The 16,700-nt window shown below is 70.6% G+C and carries 13 protein-coding genes; 11 read left to right on the top strand and 2 right to left on the bottom strand.

Annotated features, from left to right (window positions below; all coding sequences use genetic code 11):
• The first annotated feature begins 43 nt into the window (after positions 1 to 43).
• The 4 genes from secD (at position 44) to AB0C36_RS24425 (ending at position 6,776) form a co-directional block, all read left to right on the top strand.
• A complete protein-coding gene (secD, locus tag AB0C36_RS24440; protein WP_358357404.1) occupies positions 44 to 1,981 on the top strand; it encodes a protein translocase subunit SecD in 1,938 nt (645 codons plus the stop codon).
• Entirely contained in the window at positions 1,981 to 3,177 is a 1,197-nt protein-coding gene (secF, locus tag AB0C36_RS24435) for a protein translocase subunit SecF (RefSeq protein ID WP_358357401.1), read from the top strand. Before secD ends, secF begins: the two co-directional genes overlap by 1 nt.
• A gap of 91 nt (positions 3,178 to 3,268) precedes the next feature.
• Positions 3,269 to 3,805 carry an adenine phosphoribosyltransferase gene (locus AB0C36_RS24430; RefSeq protein WP_358357399.1) on the top strand — a complete coding sequence of 179 codons (537 nt, stop codon included), beginning with the start codon at positions 3,269 to 3,271 and terminating at the stop codon, positions 3,803 to 3,805.
• A 502-nt stretch (positions 3,806 to 4,307) separates the two neighbouring features.
• Complete coding sequence (locus tag AB0C36_RS24425) at positions 4,308 to 6,776, top strand: RelA/SpoT family protein (RefSeq protein WP_358357396.1); 2,469 nt, start codon at positions 4,308 to 4,310, stop codon at positions 6,774 to 6,776.
• 330 nt (positions 6,777 to 7,106) lie between these two features.
• Here the strand turns inward: AB0C36_RS24425 and AB0C36_RS24420 are convergent, their stop codons facing one another.
• Both AB0C36_RS24420 and AB0C36_RS24415 read right to left on the bottom strand, forming a co-directional pair.
• Positions 7,107 to 8,336: a DUF349 domain-containing protein gene (locus tag AB0C36_RS24420; RefSeq protein ID WP_358357394.1), complete on the bottom strand. Its 1,230-nt coding sequence runs from the start codon at positions 8,334 to 8,336 to the stop codon at positions 7,107 to 7,109.
• Between the two features lie 124 nt (positions 8,337 to 8,460).
• Positions 8,461 to 9,279: a peptidylprolyl isomerase gene (locus AB0C36_RS24415; protein WP_358357391.1), complete on the bottom strand. Its 819-nt coding sequence runs from the start codon at positions 9,277 to 9,279 to the stop codon at positions 8,461 to 8,463.
• 428 nt (positions 9,280 to 9,707) lie between these two features.
• Between AB0C36_RS24415 and AB0C36_RS24410 the strand changes: the two genes are divergently transcribed.
• From AB0C36_RS24410 to AB0C36_RS24380, 7 genes are all read left to right on the top strand, one after another.
• On the top strand, positions 9,708 to 10,403 hold the full coding sequence (locus AB0C36_RS24410) for an MBL fold metallo-hydrolase (protein ID WP_358357388.1): 696 nt from the start codon (positions 9,708 to 9,710) through the stop codon (positions 10,401 to 10,403).
• 13 nt (positions 10,404 to 10,416) lie between these two features.
• Complete coding sequence (gene hisS / locus AB0C36_RS24405; protein ID WP_358357385.1) at positions 10,417 to 11,676, top strand: histidine--tRNA ligase; 1,260 nt, start codon at positions 10,417 to 10,419, stop codon at positions 11,674 to 11,676.
• The gene (gene aspS / locus AB0C36_RS24400) at positions 11,673 to 13,526 is read left to right on the top strand and encodes an aspartate--tRNA ligase (RefSeq protein ID WP_358357382.1); all 1,854 of its coding nucleotides are present in this window, start codon (positions 11,673 to 11,675) and stop codon (positions 13,524 to 13,526) included. The genes hisS and aspS overlap by 4 nt, the downstream gene beginning before the upstream one ends.
• Before the next feature lie 207 nt (positions 13,527 to 13,733).
• Entirely contained in the window at positions 13,734 to 14,363 is a 630-nt protein-coding gene (locus tag AB0C36_RS24395; RefSeq protein ID WP_358357380.1) for a hypothetical protein, read from the top strand.
• A gap of 97 nt (positions 14,364 to 14,460) precedes the next feature.
• Positions 14,461 to 14,946 (top strand): hypothetical protein, encoded by a 486-nt coding sequence (locus AB0C36_RS24390; protein WP_358357378.1) that lies wholly within the window; start codon positions 14,461 to 14,463, stop codon positions 14,944 to 14,946.
• Positions 14,947 to 15,001: 55 nt separating this feature from the next.
• Complete coding sequence (locus AB0C36_RS24385) at positions 15,002 to 15,994, top strand: phosphotransferase (protein ID WP_358357376.1); 993 nt, start codon at positions 15,002 to 15,004, stop codon at positions 15,992 to 15,994.
• A 67-nt stretch (positions 15,995 to 16,061) separates the two neighbouring features.
• A complete protein-coding gene (locus tag AB0C36_RS24380; RefSeq protein ID WP_358357374.1) occupies positions 16,062 to 16,388 on the top strand; it encodes a cupin domain-containing protein in 327 nt (108 codons plus the stop codon).
• Positions 16,389 to 16,700: the final 312 nt, after the last annotated feature.

Below are 16,700 nucleotides of genomic sequence, written 5' to 3'. Positions count from 1 at the left end.
CCGGCGACGTACCGGACCGGCACCAACAGGGAGATGGGCGAAGGTGGCAGCACCGAAATCAAGCACACGAGGGCACCCCGGACGGGCCCTGGTCTTCATCACGGTGGTCATCGCCGCCCTCTACGGGATCATGTTCGCGACCGGCGACACCACGCCGCGGCTCGGCATCGACCTTGCGGGCGGCACCAGCGTGACGCTGAAGGCCAAGCCCGACCAGGGCGCGGGCAAGAACGCCGTCAACCCGGACAACATGAACACCGCGGTGGCGATCATCCGCGACCGCGTCAACGCGTTCGGCGTGTCCGAGGCCGAGGTGCAGACCCAGGGCAGCGACCACATCGTCATCAACATCCCCAAGGGGAAGGGCGAGAAGGAAGCCGCCGCGCAGGTCGGGCAGACCGCCAAGCTGTACTTCCGGCCGGTGCTGAAGGCCGAGCAGCAGGCGGTCGTCGACACCCCCGCGACGACCCCGCCGCCGAGCCAGACGCCGGGCACGACGCCGCCCGCGTCCTCGGCGCCGCCCGCCGCGTCCAACCCGCCGCAGGGTCAGGGCGCGGCCTCGTCGCCGCCGCCCGCCGCCGGGACGCCCTCGGGTTCCACCCAGCCGACCGCCACGGGCTCCGCGACGAGCACCGCCTCGAACAAGGCGACCCCGACGTCGAGCAGCTCGACGTCGTCGAAGCCGCAGGGCCGGGTCATCCCGGACCTGAAGGAGGCGACCCCGCCGCCGTCCGCGAACCCGCCGGGCAACCCGACGCCGACGCCGTCCGCCACCACCGCGGCGCCGTTCGACATGACGCAGCCGATAACGGAAACGCCCACGCAGCCGAACGCCGACCTCGCGGCCTTCGGTGTCTCGCCGGAGCTGCAGGCCAAGTTCGACGCGCTGGACTGCTCGAACCCGGCGAACCGCGGTATCGGCAACACCACCGACCCCGCGCAACCGACGGTCGCGTGCGACAAGGACATCAACAAGGAAACGCAGACGATCGAGAAGTACATTCTCGGTCCGGCCGCGATCGACGGCACCGACCTCTCCTCGTCGCAGGCGCAGCTCCCGGGCGCCGGCCAGGTCGGCGGCTGGGAGGTCGCGCTCAACTTCGACGGCACCGGCACCGACAAGTTCACCAAGATCACCGGTGAGCTCGCGAGCAGCCAGTACCCGACGAACCGCTTCGCGGTCGAGCTGGACGGCGCCGTGGTCGTCGCGCCGACGGTCAGCCAGGAGCTGCCCGGCGGCCAGGCGGTCATCACCGGCGACTTCAGCCAGAAGGAAGCCAAGTCCCTCGCGAACGTCCTGAAGTTCGGCGCGCTGCCGCTGTCCTTCGAGCAGAGCGAGGTCAGCACCGTCTCCGCGGCGCTCGGCGGCGACCAGCTCCGTGGCGGTCTGATCGCCGGTGCGATCGGCCTCTTCCTGGTCGCGCTGTACTCGATCATGTACTACCGCGGCCTCGGCGTCGTGAGCCTCGTCAGCCTCGCGATCTCCGGCCTGCTGACGTACGCGATCATGTGCCTCCTCGGCCGCGGCATCGGCTTCGCGCTGAACCTGCCCGCGGTCTGCGGCGCCATCGCGGCCATCGGCATCACCGCCGACTCGTTCATCGTCTACTTCGAGCGCATCCGCGACGAGGTACGCGAGGGCAAGTCGCTGCAGCCCGCCGTCGCCCGCGCCTGGCCGCGTGCCCGGCGCACCATCCTGGTGTCCGACTTCGTGTCGTTCCTCGCCGCCGCGGTCCTGTACTACGTGTCGGTCGGCAAGGTGAAGGGCTTCGCGTTCACGCTCGGCCTCACCACGCTCCTCGACGTCGTGGTGGTGTTCCTGTTCACCAAGCCGCTGATGGTGATCCTGGCGCGCAAGAAGTTCTTCGCGTCCGGCCACCCGTGGTCGGGCCTCGACCCGTCGCGCCTGGGTGCCAAGCGGGCCCTGGCGTACCGTGCGACGCGCCGGCCCCGGCCCACCGTCGAACCCAAGGAGGCCTGATGCCACGCCTCTCCGGCCTGCGCAGCGTCGGCCACAAGCTCTACACCGGCGAGCTCGAGTACGACTTCGTCGGCAAGAAGAAGCGCTGGTACGCGCTGTCCGCGCTGATCCTGGTGCTCGCGGTGGCCGGCCTCCTGGGCCGCGGGCTGTCGCAGGGCATCGAATTCAAGGGCGGCGCGGTCTTCACCGTCAACAAGCCCGGGATCTCGGTCTCGCAGGCGCACGACGCCATAGGGGAGTTCACCGGGTCCCACGAGCCGATCGTCCAGAAGGTCGGCGGCGACCAGGTCCGCATCCAGATCGCCAGCAAGGACACCGGCAACTTCAACAAGATCAGGGACGCGCTGAGCGAAAGGCTCGGCGTCGCGCCCGACAAGATCGACAGCGAACTGGTCGGTCCGAGCTGGGGCAAGGAGATCTCCAACAAGGCCTTGCAGGGCCTGCTGATCTTCATGGTCCTGGTGGTGATCTACCTCAGCATCGCCTTCGAGTGGCGGATGGCGATGGCGGCGCTGGTCGCGCTCATCCACGACATCGTCATCACGATCGGCGTGTACGCGCTGGTCGGCTTCGAGGTGACGCCGGGTACGGTCATCGGCCTGCTGACCATCCTCGGTTATTCGCTCTACGACACCGTCGTCGTGTTCGACACGGTGAAGGAGACGACCCGGGGCATCACCAAGCAGAACAAGATCACCTTCAGCCAGGCCGCCAACCGGGGCCTCAACCAGACCCTGGTCCGGTCGATCAACACCTCCGTGGTGGCGCTGCTGCCGGTCGCGTCGCTGCTGTTCGTCGGCGGCGGCCTGCTCGGCGCGGGCATGCTCAAGGACATCGCGCTGTCGCTGTTCGTGGGCCTGGCCGCGGGTGCGTTCTCGTCGATCTTCATCGCCACGCCGATGTTCGCCGACCTCAAGGAGCGCACGCCGGAGATGCGGCAGCTCGCCAAGCGGGTCGCGCAGCACCGGGCGGCGCAGGCCAAGGCGGCCGCGCGCGGCGAGGGCGACGCGTCCGCGAAGCCCGCGGCGTCGGCGGCTGCCGACGCCGACGAGGACGGCAACACCGACGAGGAGGAGGGCGACGGCGAGCCGGCCGCCGCCGGGTCCTCGTCGCGGGGCACGGGTTCGGGAGGCGTACGCCGCCAACCGTCGCGCAACCGCTCGCGCAACCGCCCGAGCGGCAAGCGCAAGCACTGACCACCGGAGACCGGGTGGCGTACGGGACAGCCCTCGTGCTGCACCGCACGCCACCCGGTCGCCGCTTTTTCCGGGAAAGGACCCCCGAACCGTGGAACTGAGCGACCTGCTCACCAGCCGAATCCGCGACGTCCCCGACTGGCCCAAGCCCGGCGTGGTCTTCAAGGACATCTCACCGCTGCTCGCCGACCACGAGGCGTTCACGGCACTCGTCGACGCGCTCGCCGACCAGTGCGCCGAGGCCGGGGTGCAGAAGGTCGTCGGCATCGAGGCCCGCGGCTTCATCCTGGCCGCACCGGTCGCCTACCGGGCCGGCGCCGGGTTCGTGCCGGTCCGCAAGCAGGGCAAGCTGCCGTGCGCGACCTTTGCGGAGAGCTACGACCTGGAGTACGGCTCCGCGACCTTGGAGGTACACCAGGACGCGTTCGCGCCCGGCGAACGCGTGCTCGTCATCGACGACGTGCTCGCCACCGGAGGCACCGTGGCCGCCACGATCGCCCTCGTCCGGCGCGCCGGAGCCGAGGTCGCGGGGGTGTCCGTGCTGCTGGAGCTGGGGTTCCTGGCGGGGCGCGCGAAGCTCGACGGGCTGCTGCCCGACACGTCGGTGCGGTCCTTCCTGACCATCTGAGACCCGCGGACGCGAACCCGCGCCGGGCCACTCTCGTTACGATGGAGGTCCAGTGAGGTTTTTCGACGATGACACAGCGGAGCGGCCGAGCCACCAGGCCCCGCCTCCGGCGGGTCGCCCGCGGAAGACGACGCAGCAGTAACCGGCGGGAGGAGTGCCGTTGCCGGACGAGGTCGTGCCCGTGGCGCCGACACCGGGAGAGTCCGCACCGGACACCTCCCGTGCCCCTTTGCGGGCCGCGTCGGACCGGGCCAACCGGCAAGCACCGGGAGACGGATCCGACCGCGCGGACGATTCGACGGGCGGATCCGCCCCGCCCGCCGACACCCCCGCGCCACCCGCTCCCGGTGATGCATCCACCACCGCCGCCGTACGCGCGCCGGAGGCGCCTTCCGGCGTCCTGTCCACCGCAGGGGAGGGGGCGTCGGCTGCCGAGCCTGCCTCGGCCTCGGCGCCGGACCCGGAGCCCCGTAGGGAGCCCGGCACGGAGCCCGGCACGGGCATGAACGCGGAGTCGGCCCCGGAGTCGCCCGCCGAGCCGGCCCCGGACCGCTCCGAGACGGTGGGTGCCGACCACGGCGCCGCCGCCGCCGGAGCCCCCGGCCCGGAGTCACGCCCCGCACCCGCGCGTCCGCCGGTCGTCCGCCGCACCACCTCCGGCGACCGCGTACGCAGCCTGCGCGGCGACACCGGCGGCCGGGTGCGGGCCCGCCTCGCCCGGCTCGGGGTGCAGCGCAGCAGCGTCTACAACCCGGTCCTGGAGCCGCTCCTGCGGATCGTGCGGGTCAACGACCCCAAGGCCGACCTGCGCCAGATCGAGAGCGCGTACACGACGGCGGAGCGCTGGCACCGGGGGCAGCGGCGCAAGAGCGGCGACCCGTACATCACCCACCCGCTGGCCGTCGCCACGATCCTGGCCGAACTGGGCATGGACCCGCCGACGCTGATGGCGGGTCTGCTGCACGACACGGTCGAGGACACCGACTACGGCCTGGAGACGCTGCGCCGCGACTTCGGCGACACCGTCGCGATGCTGGTCGACGGCGTCACCAAGCTCGACAAGGTCAAGTTCGGCGAGGCCGCGCAGGCCGAGACCGTGCGCAAGATGGTCATCGCGATGGCGAAGGACCCGCGTGTCCTGGTCATCAAGCTCGCCGACCGCCTGCACAACATGCGCACGATGCGCTACCTGAAGCGTGAGAAGCAGGAGCGCAAGGCGCGCGAGACGCTGGAGATCTACGCGCCGCTGGCCCACCGCCTGGGCATGAACACCATCAAGTGGGAGTTGGAGGACCTGGCCTTCGCCATCCTCTACCCGAAGATGTACGACGAGATCGTGCGCCTGGTCGCCGAGCGCGCCCCCAAGCGCGACGAGTACCTGGCCGTCGTCATCGACCAGGTGCAGCAGGACCTGCGCGGTTCGCGGATCAAGGCGACCGTCACCGGTCGGCCGAAGCACTACTACTCCGTCTACCAGAAGATGATCGTCCGGGGCCGCGACTTCGCGGAGATCTACGACCTGGTCGGCATCCGCGTACTCGTCGACTCCGTCCGCGACTGCTATGCGGCGCTCGGGACCATCCACGCGCGGTGGAACCCGGTGCCGGGGCGGTTCAAGGACTACGTCGCGATGCCCAAGTTCAACATGTACCAGTCGCTGCACACGACGGTGATCGGGCCCGAGGGGAAGCCCGTCGAGCTGCAGATCCGCACCTTCGATATGCACCGGCGTGCGGAGTACGGCATCGCGGCGCACTGGAAGTACAAGGCGGAGGCGGTCGGCGGCAACCGTGCGGCGACCGACGCCAAGGCGTCCAAGAAGGACAACGGCCAGGTCGGCGACATGGCGTGGCTGCGCCAACTCCTCGACTGGCAGCGGGAGACCGACGATCCGGGCGAGTTCCTGGAGTCGCTGCGGTTCGACCTGTCCTCGCAGGAGGTCTTCGTCTTCACCCCCAAGGGCGACGTCATCGCGCTGCCCGCGGGATCCACGCCGGTCGACTTCGCGTACGCCGTGCACACCGACGTCGGGCACCGCACCATCGGCGCCCGCGTCAACGGCCGCCTCGTGCCGCTGGAGAGCCGCCTCGACAACGGCGACCTGGTCGAGGTGTTCACCTCCAAGGCCGAGAACGCCGCGCCCAGTCGCGACTGGCTGGGCTTCGTCAAGTCGCCGCGCGCCCGCAACAAGATCCGCCAGTGGTTCTCCAAGGAGCGCCGCGAGGAGGCGATCGAGCACGGCAAGGACGCCCTGACACGCGCGATGCGCAAGCAGGGCCTGCCCTTGCAGCGCCTCATGACCAGCGGCGACACACTCGTGACGCTGGCCCACGAGCTGCGCTACCCGGACATCTCCGCGCTGTACGCCGCGATCGGCGAACAGCAGGTCTCCGCCCAGCACATCGTGCAGCGCCTGGTCGCTTCGCTGGGCGGCGAGGAGGGCGCGACCGAGGACCTGGCCGAGGTCACCACACCGACCGCGACCCGGCGTTCGCGGCGGGCCAGCGGCGACCCGGGCGTGATCGTCAAGGGCGTCGAGGACATCTGGGTCAAGCTGTCACGGTGCTGCACGCCGGTGCCGGGTGACCCGATCATCGGCTTCGTGACGCGCGGCAGCGGCGTCTCGGTGCACCGCAAGGACTGCGGCAACGTCGAGTCGCTGTCGCAGCAGCCGGAGCGCATCGTCGAGGTCGAGTGGGCGCCGACCGCGTCCTCGGTGTTCCTGGTCGCGATAGAGGTCCAGGCGCTGGACCGGTCGCGGCTCCTGTCGGACATCACGAGGGTCTTGTCCGACCAGCACGTCAACATCCTGTCGGCGTCCGTGACCACCAGCCGCGACCGGGTGGCGCTCAGCCGCTTCACGTTCGAGATGGGCGACCCCAAGCACCTCGGACACGTGCTGAAGGCGGTACGCGGCGTCGAGGGCGTCTTCGACGCGTACCGCGTCACGAGCGGGCGGCAGCAGGGCTGAGCCGCGGGCTTCGCGGCGCTTGTAGGTTCCGCGGCCCCGTTGTCTCGTGGCTTTGTGCGCGGCGTGGGCTGCGTGGTTGCGCGGGCTGCGTGGCCTTCGGGGCCTTTGGGGGCTCCTGTCGGCTTCGTGGTCGCCAGGAGCCCACGCCTATGCGGGACGTGACGGAGGGTCAGGCCCCCGCGCGGCCACGTGGGCCCGCCACAGCGCGTACGAAGGCACCGCAGGCCACGGGGCAGCGCGTACGGCAAAGGGGCCGGGAACAAGCGTTCCAGGCCCCTTCACCACGTCACCGCACTCCCACACGGGATCCCGGGGGATCCCCGCAGAGCCTCAGCCCCCGAACTCCTCCAGGGCCTTGCGCGCCTCGGCCAGCCACTCCTCACGGGCGGCCACGGCCTCGTCGGCCTCGCGGACCTTGCGCTCGTTGCCCGCCGCCCGCGCCTTCTCGCCCTGCGCGCGCAGCTTGTCGATCGACGCCTGCAACTGGTCGACGGTGGCCTGCGCACGGGCCCGGGCCTCCGGGTTCGTACGCCGCCACAGGTCCTCTTCCGCCTCGCGGATCGCGCGCTCGACCGCGTGCAGCCTGGCCTCCATCTTGGGACGCGCGTCGCGCGGCACGTGCCCGATGTCCTCCCAGCGCTCGTTGACCGAGCGCAGCGCGGCGCGGGCGGACTTGACGTCCTCGATCGGCAGCAGCGCCTCGGCCTCGACGAGCAGCTGCTCCTTGAGGTTCTGGTTGTCGCGCTGCTCGGAGTCGCGCTCGGCGTACACCTCGCTGCGCGCCGCGAAGAACACGTCCTGCGCGGCGCGGAAGCGCTGCCAGAGCTGTTCCTCGACGTCGCGCTGCGCGCGGCCCGCGGCCTTCCAGTCGCGCATCAGGTCGCGGTAGCGCGCCGAGGTGTCGTTCCAGTCGGTCGAGGTGGACAGCGCCTCGGCCTCGGCGACCAGGCGCTCCTTGGTGCGGCGCACCCCTTCGCGCTGCTGGTCCAGCTCGGCGAAGTGGCTCTTGCGGCGCTTGGCGAACACCGAGCGGGCCTGCGAGAAGCGGTGCCACAGCTCGTCGTCCGTCTTGCGGTCCAGGCGCGGCACGGCCTTCCAGGCGTCGACCAGCGCCCGCAGGCGCTCGCCGGCCTGGCGCCAATCGGTGCTCTGCGACAGCTGTTCGGCCTCGGTGACGATCCGCTCCTTGGCGGCGTGCGCCTCCTCCTGCGCCTTCGCGCGCGCGACCTTGCGTTCCTCGCGGCGCGTGTCGACCACGCCGGTCAGCGCGTCGAGGCGCTTGACCAGGGCGTCGAGGTCGCCGACCGCGTGCGCGTCGACGATGTTCGCGCGCAGGTGCTCGATCGCGGTGGCCGCGTCCTTGGGAGCCAGGTCGGTGGTCCGCACACGCCGTTCGAGGAGCTCGACCTCGACGACGAGCCCCTCGTACTTGCGCCGGAAGTAGGCAAGGGCCTCGTCCGGGGAACCCGCCTGCCACGAGCCGACGGAACGCTCACCGTCCGCGGTCTTGACAAAGACGTTTCCCTGCTCGTCGACGCGGCCCCACGGGTCGCTGGTCACAGCGGCCTCCTTCGATGCTGAATGCGGCGCACTTTACACAGGAGTCGGGGGCGGCGGGCGTGCCGCCGCCCCGTTGCGGATGCGATTTCGGCTGCATTTTCGGCTGGACGGAGCCCGACCGGGGTCAGGGCTTCTTCGCGACGGTCACCGAGTTCAGCACGACGTTCTCGTGCGGGGCGCCGTCGCTGCTCAGGTCCGCGGTACCGGAGGACACGATCTTGTCCAGTACTTCCATGCCGCCGGTGATCCTGCCGAACGGCGTGTAGTTGGGCGGCAGTCCGGACGCCTCCTTGACCAGGAAGAACTGGCTTCCGTTGGTGCCGGGGCCGGAGTTGGCCATGGCGACGGTGCCCGCCGGGTACGTCGCGCCGTTCAGGTTCTCGTCCTCGAACTGGTAGCCGGGGCCACCCGACCCCGACGCCGTCGGGTCGCCGCACTGCAGCACGGCCATTGCGCCCGTGGTCAGGCGGTGGCACGACGTGTGGTCGAAGTACTTCTTCTCCGCCAGGAAGTTGAACGAGTTGACAGTCTTCGGCGCCTTCGCAGCGTCGAGGGCGATCGTGATGTCCCCGCACGTGGTCTTGAGGACCATGTCGTACGCGGCCTTCGTGTCGATGGTCATCGCCGGCGCGGTCGGGAAAGTCTGCGGGACCACGTCGCCCGGCGCCGGGGCCGCACACGTCTTGGGCGCGGTGTTGGTCGCCTGCTCGGTCGGCATCGCGGTCGGGTTGTCGGCCGCGTTCGTCGCGTCGCTCTTCTTGTCGTCGTCGTTCATCGCGGTCGCGATCCACGTTCCGCCGCCCGCGACGACCAGGACGGCGACCACGGCACCGATGAGCGAGTTGCGCTGCTTGGCGCGGGCGCGGGACTGCTCCCGGCGTAGCTGCTGCCGCTCGTGCTTGGCGCGCGCGAGATGGCGCTGGCGCTGCTCCTTGCTGACCACCGCGTGTTCTCCTGGTTGGCTTGTGGTTGTTCGTGGACGGCGATTGTGGATGGCTCAGTTGACGGGTGTGTTGACTGGCTGTGGTGACTGGCTCGGTTGACTCGCTCGTGCGCCCGGCGGGACGGGCCGGTTCGGTCGACGTACTCGGGTGACGCTGCGGTGTCCGTCGCCCGACTGTCGGACGGCCGGGCGATCGACCGGTCATCCGGGTCTCGACCTGCGGTGATGTACCGGCACGGCGAAAGCGGGCGACTGGCGCACAGTGTAGGCGCGCCATCCGAACCGGTTCGCTAACCGCCCCCGCGCGCCGGTACCCTCGGACGAGGATTCCCACGTCCGCCGCATACTGCCGTCTGATCGTCCGCCCCGGAAGACCCTCGGGTCGTCGTACGGGTCGCGATCTTCCTTCGAGACAGCCGAGGACCAACGTGATCATCGCCGGGTTCCCCGCCGGGGCTTGGGGCACCAACTGCTACGTGGTGGCCCCCGCCGCAGGCGAGGAGTGCGTGATCGTCGACCCCGGTCAGGACGCGTTCGACGGGGTCCAGGAGATCATCCGCGAGAACCGGCTGCGCCCGGTCGCCGTGCTGCTCACGCACGGCCACCTCGACCACATGTGGTCGGTCGTCCCGGTCTGCGAGGAGCACAAGGTGCCCGCGTGGATCCACCCGGACGACCGCGAGCTGCTGTCCGATCCGGGCAAGGGCATCTCGCGTGCGCTCGGCCGGCAGATCTTCGGCGGCATGACGTTCACGGAACCCGACGAGGTCCGCGAGCTGACCGACGGCGCCAGGCTGGAGCTCGCGGGGCTGGAGTTCCAGGTGAGCCATGCGCCCGGCCATACCGAGGGGTCGGTGACGTTCGGCACCGGAGCGGAGGCGGACATCCCGCCGATCCTCTACTCCGGAGACCTGCTGTTCGCCGGCTCCATCGGACGCACGGACCTGCCCGGCGGCGACCACGCGAAGATGCTGACGTCGCTGTCCCGGGTGGTCCTGCCGCTGCCGGACGAGACCGTCGTCCTGTCCGGGCACGGCCCCCAGACCACGATCGGCCGCGAGCGCGCCACCAATCCGTACCTGCAGGAGCTGGCGCCCGGGTCGGGACCTCGCCGAGGAATGTGACGGAACGCAAGACGTGAGTACCTTCTCCGCCCCCAAGGGCACCTTCGACATGCTCCCGCCGTATTCGGAGACGTTCAATCGCATCCGGATCCAGTTCGGCCTCGAACTGCGCGACGCGGGCTTCCAGTACATCGAGACGCCGGCGTTCGAGGACACCGGCCTGTTCGTGCGCGGCGTCGGTGAGTCCACCGACGTCGTCTCGAAGGAGATGTACACCTTCAACGACCGTGCCGGACGCTCGCTCACCCTGCGGCCCGAGGGCACCGCGGCGGTCGTGCGCTCGGTGCTGCAGCACAACCTCCAGGCCCAGCGCCTGCCGGTGAAGTTGTGGTACTTCGGCCCGTTCTTCCGCTACGAGGCGCCGCAGGCGGGCCGGACCCGGCAGTTCCACCAGGTCGGCGCCGAGGCGATCGGCAGCTCCGACCCGCTGGTCGACGTCGAGATGATCGCGCTCGCCGTCGAGGGCTTCCAGAAGCTCGGCCTGCGCGACTTCCGGCTGCTGCTGAACTCGCTCGGCTGCAAGGAGTGCCGTCCGGTCTACCGGGCCAAGCTCCAGGAGTTTCTGCGCGGGCTCGACCTCGACGAGGACACGCGCGCCCGCATCGAGATCAACCCGCTGCGGGTGCTCGACGACAAGCGGCCCGAGGTGCAGGCGCAGCTGACCGACGCGCCGCTCATCACGGACAGCCTGTGCGAGGCGTGCGCCGCGCACCACGCGTTCGTCCGGTCGATGCTCGACGACCTGAAGATCGACTACGAGGACGCCCCGAAGCTGGTGCGCGGCCTGGACTATTACGTCCGCACCATCTTCGAGTTCGTGCACGACGGCCTCGGCGCGCAGTCCGCGATCGGCGGCGGCGGCCGCTACGACGGCCTCGCGCAGGACCTCGGCGGACCCGAACTGCCGTCCGTGGGCTGGGCGCTGGGCATCGGCCGCACCATGCTGGCGATGGAGGCCGAGGGCCAGGAGATCGAGACCGGCGCCGACTGCGACGTCTACGGTGTGGCCTTGGGCGACGCCGCGCGCCGCGAGGTGTTCAAGCTCGTCACCGCGCTGCGGCTGGCCGACATCCCGGCGGACATGGCGTACGACGGGAAGAAGCTCAAGGGCGCCATGAAGGCCGCCGACCAGTCGGGCGCGCGCTACGCCATCGTCGTCGGCGAACGCGATCTCGCCGAAGGCGTCGCCCAGTTGAAGGACCTCACGACCGGCGACCAGACGGCCGTCCCCCTGGACGCCGTGGTCGACACCCTGAAGGAGAAGCTCCAGTGATCCGCACCCATGACGCCGGCACGCTCCGCGCGGAGCACGCCGGAACCACCGTGACGCTCGCCGGCTGGGTCGCCCGGCGCCGCGATCACGGCGGCGTGGCGTTCGTGGACATCCGGGACGCCTCCGGGACCGTCCAGGTCGTCTTCCGCGACCTGGACGCGGTCCACGACCTGCGCGGCGAATACTGCGTCAAGGTCACCGGCGACGTGCGCATCCGCCCCGACGGCAACGAGAACACCGAGATCCCGACGGGCGCGGTCGAGGTCCTGGTGACCGACTTCGAGGTGCTGTCGGAGGCGGCTCCGCTGCCGTTCCCGATCGAGGAGTACACGCCGGGTTCGGTGAACGAGGAAGTCCGGCTGCGCTACCGGTACCTCGACCTGCGCCGCCAGCAGATGTCCCGCAACCTGCGCCTGCGCTCGCAGGTCACGCGGATCATTCGCGAGGTGCTGGAGGAGAACTCCTTCCTCGACATCGAGACGCCGTACCTGACGCGCTCGACGCCCGAGGGCGCCCGCGACTTCGTCGTGCCGGTGCGCCTGCAGCCGGGCACCTGGTACGCGCTGCCGCAGTCGCCGCAGCTGTTCAAGCAGCTGCTGATGGTCGCGGGCATGGAGCGCTACTACCAGATCGCGCGCTGCTTCCGGGACGAGGACTTCCGCGCCGACCGGCAGCCCGAGTTCACCCAGCTCGACGTCGAGATGTCCTTCTGCGACCAGGACGACGTCATCGCGCTCACCGAGGCGTTGATCGCGCGCATCTGGCGCGAGGTGCACGGCGTCGAGGTCGAGCTCCCGCTGCCGCGCATGTCCTACGCGGACGCGATGGCCAAGTACGGCTCGGACAAGCCGGACCTTCGCTTCGGCGTCGAGATCGCGGACCTGACGAAGTACTTCGCGGGCACCGAATTCCGGGTGTTCCAGTCGGAGTTCGTGGGCGCAATCGTCATGCCCGGCGGTGCCTCGCAGACGCGCAAGGAACTGGACGGCTGGCAGGACTGGGCGAAGGCGCGTGGCGCGCGCGGGCTGGCGTACGTGCTCGTCGACGCCGAGACCGGCGAACTGCGCGGCCCGGTGGCCAAGAACCTGTCGCAGGAGCACCTCGCGGGGCTCGTGGAGGCGGCCGGTGCGGCCCCGGGCGACGCGATCTTCTTCGCCGCGGGCCGACGTACCGCGTCGCTCGAACTCCTGGGCGCCGCCCGCCTGGAGATCGGCAGGCGCGGCGGCCTGATCGACGAGTCGGCGTGGAACCTGCTGTGGGTCGTCGACTTCCCGATGTTCGAGCCGATCGAGGACGACAAGGGCGTGTTCCAGGGGTGGCACGCGATCCACCACCCGTTCACGGCACCGACGGCGGAATACCTGGACACGTTCGACAAGGACCCGGGGGCCGCGCTGTCGAACGCGTACGACCTGGTTTTGAACGGCACCGAGGTGGGCGGCGGTTCGATCCGTATCCACCGGGCGGACGTGCAGAAGCGGGCGTTCGAGGCCATCGGGTTGTCGGACGAGGAGGCGCAGTCGCAGTTCGGGTTCCTGCTGGACGCTTTCCAGTACGGCCCGCCGCCGCACGGCGGGATCGCCCTCGGCCTCGACCGGCTCGTGGCGCTCCTGGCGGGCGCGGACTCGATCCGCGACGTGATGGCGTTCCCGAAGACGGCCACCGGCGGCGACCCGCTGACCGGCGCGCCGACGCCGATCACCGCGGCGCAGCGGCGCGAGGCGGGTATCGACGCGAAGCCCAAGGACGAAACCAAGGACGCGGCCGGGAACGGGGCCAAGGACGCGGCGAAGGACGGGTCCAAGGACGGGTCCAAGGCTGCCGCCGTGGACGGCGCCAAGTCCGAGTAGCACTTCAGCAGATGGCCCGGTCCCCAGGTATGGGGGCCGGGCCATCCGTGTATGGCGGGTGTGTATGGCCGGACGGCAAAGGCGGACTTTTGCCGAATCGATTCTCCACAGATTCGCGCTGCGTCGCTTTCCGAGGCTGTCCGACTCCGTAGCGTTGTCTCCGTGCCCGGTCGATCGGCCGGGCGGGACCGACGGGGAGGTGCCACCGTGCCGAACACCAAGGCGGGCAGGGCGGATACGGAAGCTAAAGACGGTAAGGCGGGCAAGGCAGGCAAGGCGGGAAAGGTCGGCAGGGTCGCAAGGGTCGGCAAGGGACACGAGGTCGGCAAGGGAAGCGAGACCGGCAAGGGAAGCGAGACCGGCAAGGGAAGCGAGACCGGCAAGGGAAGCGAGACCGGCAAGGGAAGCGAGACCGGCAAGGCGCGCAAGCAGGAGCGGCGTGAACGCCGGCAGAGCAAGGACGCCGAGGCGCGCGGGGCCAGAGGCACCGACCGTCGGAAGGACACCGAACCAGCTTGCCGCAGACCGCTGTTCCTACCGCGGGGCAGTTTGCGCCGACGAGGCTGGACCGACAGCGGCATCCTGCGCTTCCTCGGCGAGCCCGACGCCCACGCGCCGAATCCGGTCGTGCCGTCGGCGGCCCGCATGCGGCTGTACGACGAGGCGCGCGTCGCCGCCGTCGAGGCGACCGAGACCTGGCGCGAATGGCGTGTCGCGTCCGAGCACCGGCGCGAGGCGGCCCGCATCCGGGCTGAGGAACGCGCCCAGGAACGGGCGGAGCGCATCGCGCGGACAGGTGTCTACGCCGAGTTGGCGTCCCATGTCGCGAACCGCTGACGCCCGCCGACACGTTCGCCGTGCGGCGCGCCTGACGGCACGTCAATGTCCTTGCCATGCACGATCATGGGGCGGGGGACTCGGGACGGAGGGACGCATGAGCACGACCGTGCACGTCAACGCGCTGCGCTGGTTCGCGGAGCAGGACGGTGGCGCCGAGTTCGTGAGATCGCACGGTGACCCGCTCGACGACGACGCGATGGCCCGCGCCCAGGCATCGGCGTATCCCGACGCGATCCAGGTCGTCACCACGCTGCGGGAGGCCGGCGTCGGTGCCGAGTGCTGGTTCACCCTGTCCGCGCCCGATACCGCGCGGGGGCTCCTCGACCCCGGTTCGGACACCGTGTCGCTCGGCGGGCTCGCACTGTCGGTAGGCGGCGACCGCGAACACATATCCGCACACGTCGCCGTCACGGGGCTGACCTGCACCGACCCCGACGACGAGGCGATAGCCCGCGCCGCGACCGCGTTGGCGCGCGCGTTCGGTCCCCAGGTCGTCTGGGACGACGGACTCGCCGACGTCATGCTGGTCGACTCCGACATGCCGATCGAGAACGTCCGCGCCCGCTGGCGCACCCACTGACACCACTACGCCGACATCACGGCGCTCCCATGCGCCGATCACGGGGGAGAACACCATGAGCGACTCCGCCATGCCCGTCACCGCCCAGACCCTCGCCGGCGCCGTTCGTGCGGCTTTCGGCACCGACCAGCGCGTTGTCTCACTGACCCGGTTGCCGGGTGGGAGCAGGAAGGGGGCGTACCGCCTCAGGCTCGCCGACGACTCGACCGCCGTCGCGTATGTCTGGGACGACGCGGAGAACTACTGGCCGGATTCCGGCCCGGGCAACGACGACGCCGACCCGTTCGCACCCGCCACCGGGCACGCCTTGTTCGAGAGCGCCCACCGCCACCTGCGTGCCGTCGACGTGCGCATTCCGGAGCTGTACCTCAGCGACGACACGCACACCTACTTCCCCGCCGACCTCGCGATCGTCGAGGACATCCGCGGTCCCGGGCTCGCCACCATCCTGCGCGAACGCGCCCAGCGCGCCACGCCGATCATGGACCGCCTCGCCGCCGCCCTCGACCGCATGCACGCGCAGACCTCACCGGCCTTCGGCCGGCCGTCCGCGATCGCACGCGGCCGCCTTCCGGACGCCGAGTCCTGCGAAGAGCTGGTCTTCGACCGCGCCCGCACCGACCTGGCCGAAGCGGCCGACCGAGAGCCGTCCATCGCCGCCGCGCACGACCGCCTCGCCGAAGCCCTGGCCGCGCTCCGCGCCGCCGTGGCGCCCCGCACCCGGTACGCCCTGATCCACGGCGAACTGGGCCCCGAACATGTCCTCGTCGACGCACACGACGAACCGGTGCTCATCGACATCGAGGGCCTGATGTTCTTCGACGCCGAATGGGAGCACGTGTTCCTCCGGCTCCGGTACGAGGACTACTACAGCCACCTCCAGAGCCGGGACCTCGACGACGCTCGTATGGCCTTCTACAGCCTGGCGATGCACCTGTCCCTGGTGGCCGGCCCCCTGAGGCTCCTGGACGGCGACTTCACCGACCGCGGTGCCATGCGCGGGATCATCGACCACAACCTGGGCAAGGCCCTCCGGTTCGCGGCATGACGCGGCAGCGGTGGGTAGCTCCCGAAGATCGGGGTACGCGTAGGAACCGACATCAAGGAGGACGACCATGGACAACGTCGCCGCCCTGGCACGCGAACACCTGCAGAAGGCCGCCGCCTCCGAGCACGGCCGCAGCGCTCACCTGTTCCTGCACGAGGGACCACTGCGCCAGACCGTGATCGCGCTGACCGCCGGGTCCGCCCTGGACGAGCACAACGCCCCTGTGGCCGCCAGCATCCACGTCCTGGTTGGATCGGTCCGCATCACCGCCCCGCGCGGCGACATCGACGTACCGGAAGGCGCCGTGCAGGCGATCCCGCAGGAGCGCCACGGTCTGACCGCGTTGGAGGACGCCGCAGTTCTCCTCACCGCCGTTACGGAGGTGGCCGGCTGACTGCCGACGCATGGGCAGGACGCAGTCCGAGCGGGCGGCGGTGCCGCTGATCGGCGGACCGTCCCGGTGAGCGCGCGGCCCGGCACGTCTTCTACTCCGATGCCGACCCGGTGTACGAAAGCGGCGCCGTGCCGCACATGATCCGGACGGACACCGGTGACCCGGTGCGGGGCGGGGGTGCGGGGCGGGCTGGAACCGCCGGTCGAGGCGATACCGGAGACACCTGATGTGCCCGTGCCGTTGTCCGCCACCGGATCGTTGGACACGGCACGGGGGGTTGCGCGGGGCCCCCCCCCGGGCGGGGGGGCCCCC

Source organism: Streptodolium elevatio (genome assembly GCF_040649515.1).
GTDB lineage: Bacteria > Actinomycetota > Actinomycetes > Streptomycetales > Streptomycetaceae > Yinghuangia > Yinghuangia elevatio.
This window is presented reverse-complemented; position numbering and strand designations above follow the sequence as displayed.

Bases quoted from the DNA above. Each gene is read 5' to 3' on its own strand.
- secF (WP_358357401.1), top strand. From the start codon at position 1,981: ATGCCACGCCTCTCCGGCCTGCGCAGCGTCGGCCACAAGCTCTACACC.
- AB0C36_RS24425 (WP_358357396.1), top strand. From the start codon at position 4,308: ATGAACGCGGAGTCGGCCCCGGAGTCGCCCGCCGAGCCGGCCCCGGAC.
- AB0C36_RS24390 (WP_358357378.1), top strand. From the start codon at position 14,461: ATGAGCACGACCGTGCACGTCAACGCGCTGCGCTGGTTCGCGGAGCAG.
- AB0C36_RS24385 (WP_358357376.1), top strand. From the start codon at position 15,002: ATGAGCGACTCCGCCATGCCCGTCACCGCCCAGACCCTCGCCGGCGCC.
- AB0C36_RS24380 (WP_358357374.1), top strand. From the start codon at position 16,062: ATGGACAACGTCGCCGCCCTGGCACGCGAACACCTGCAGAAGGCCGCC.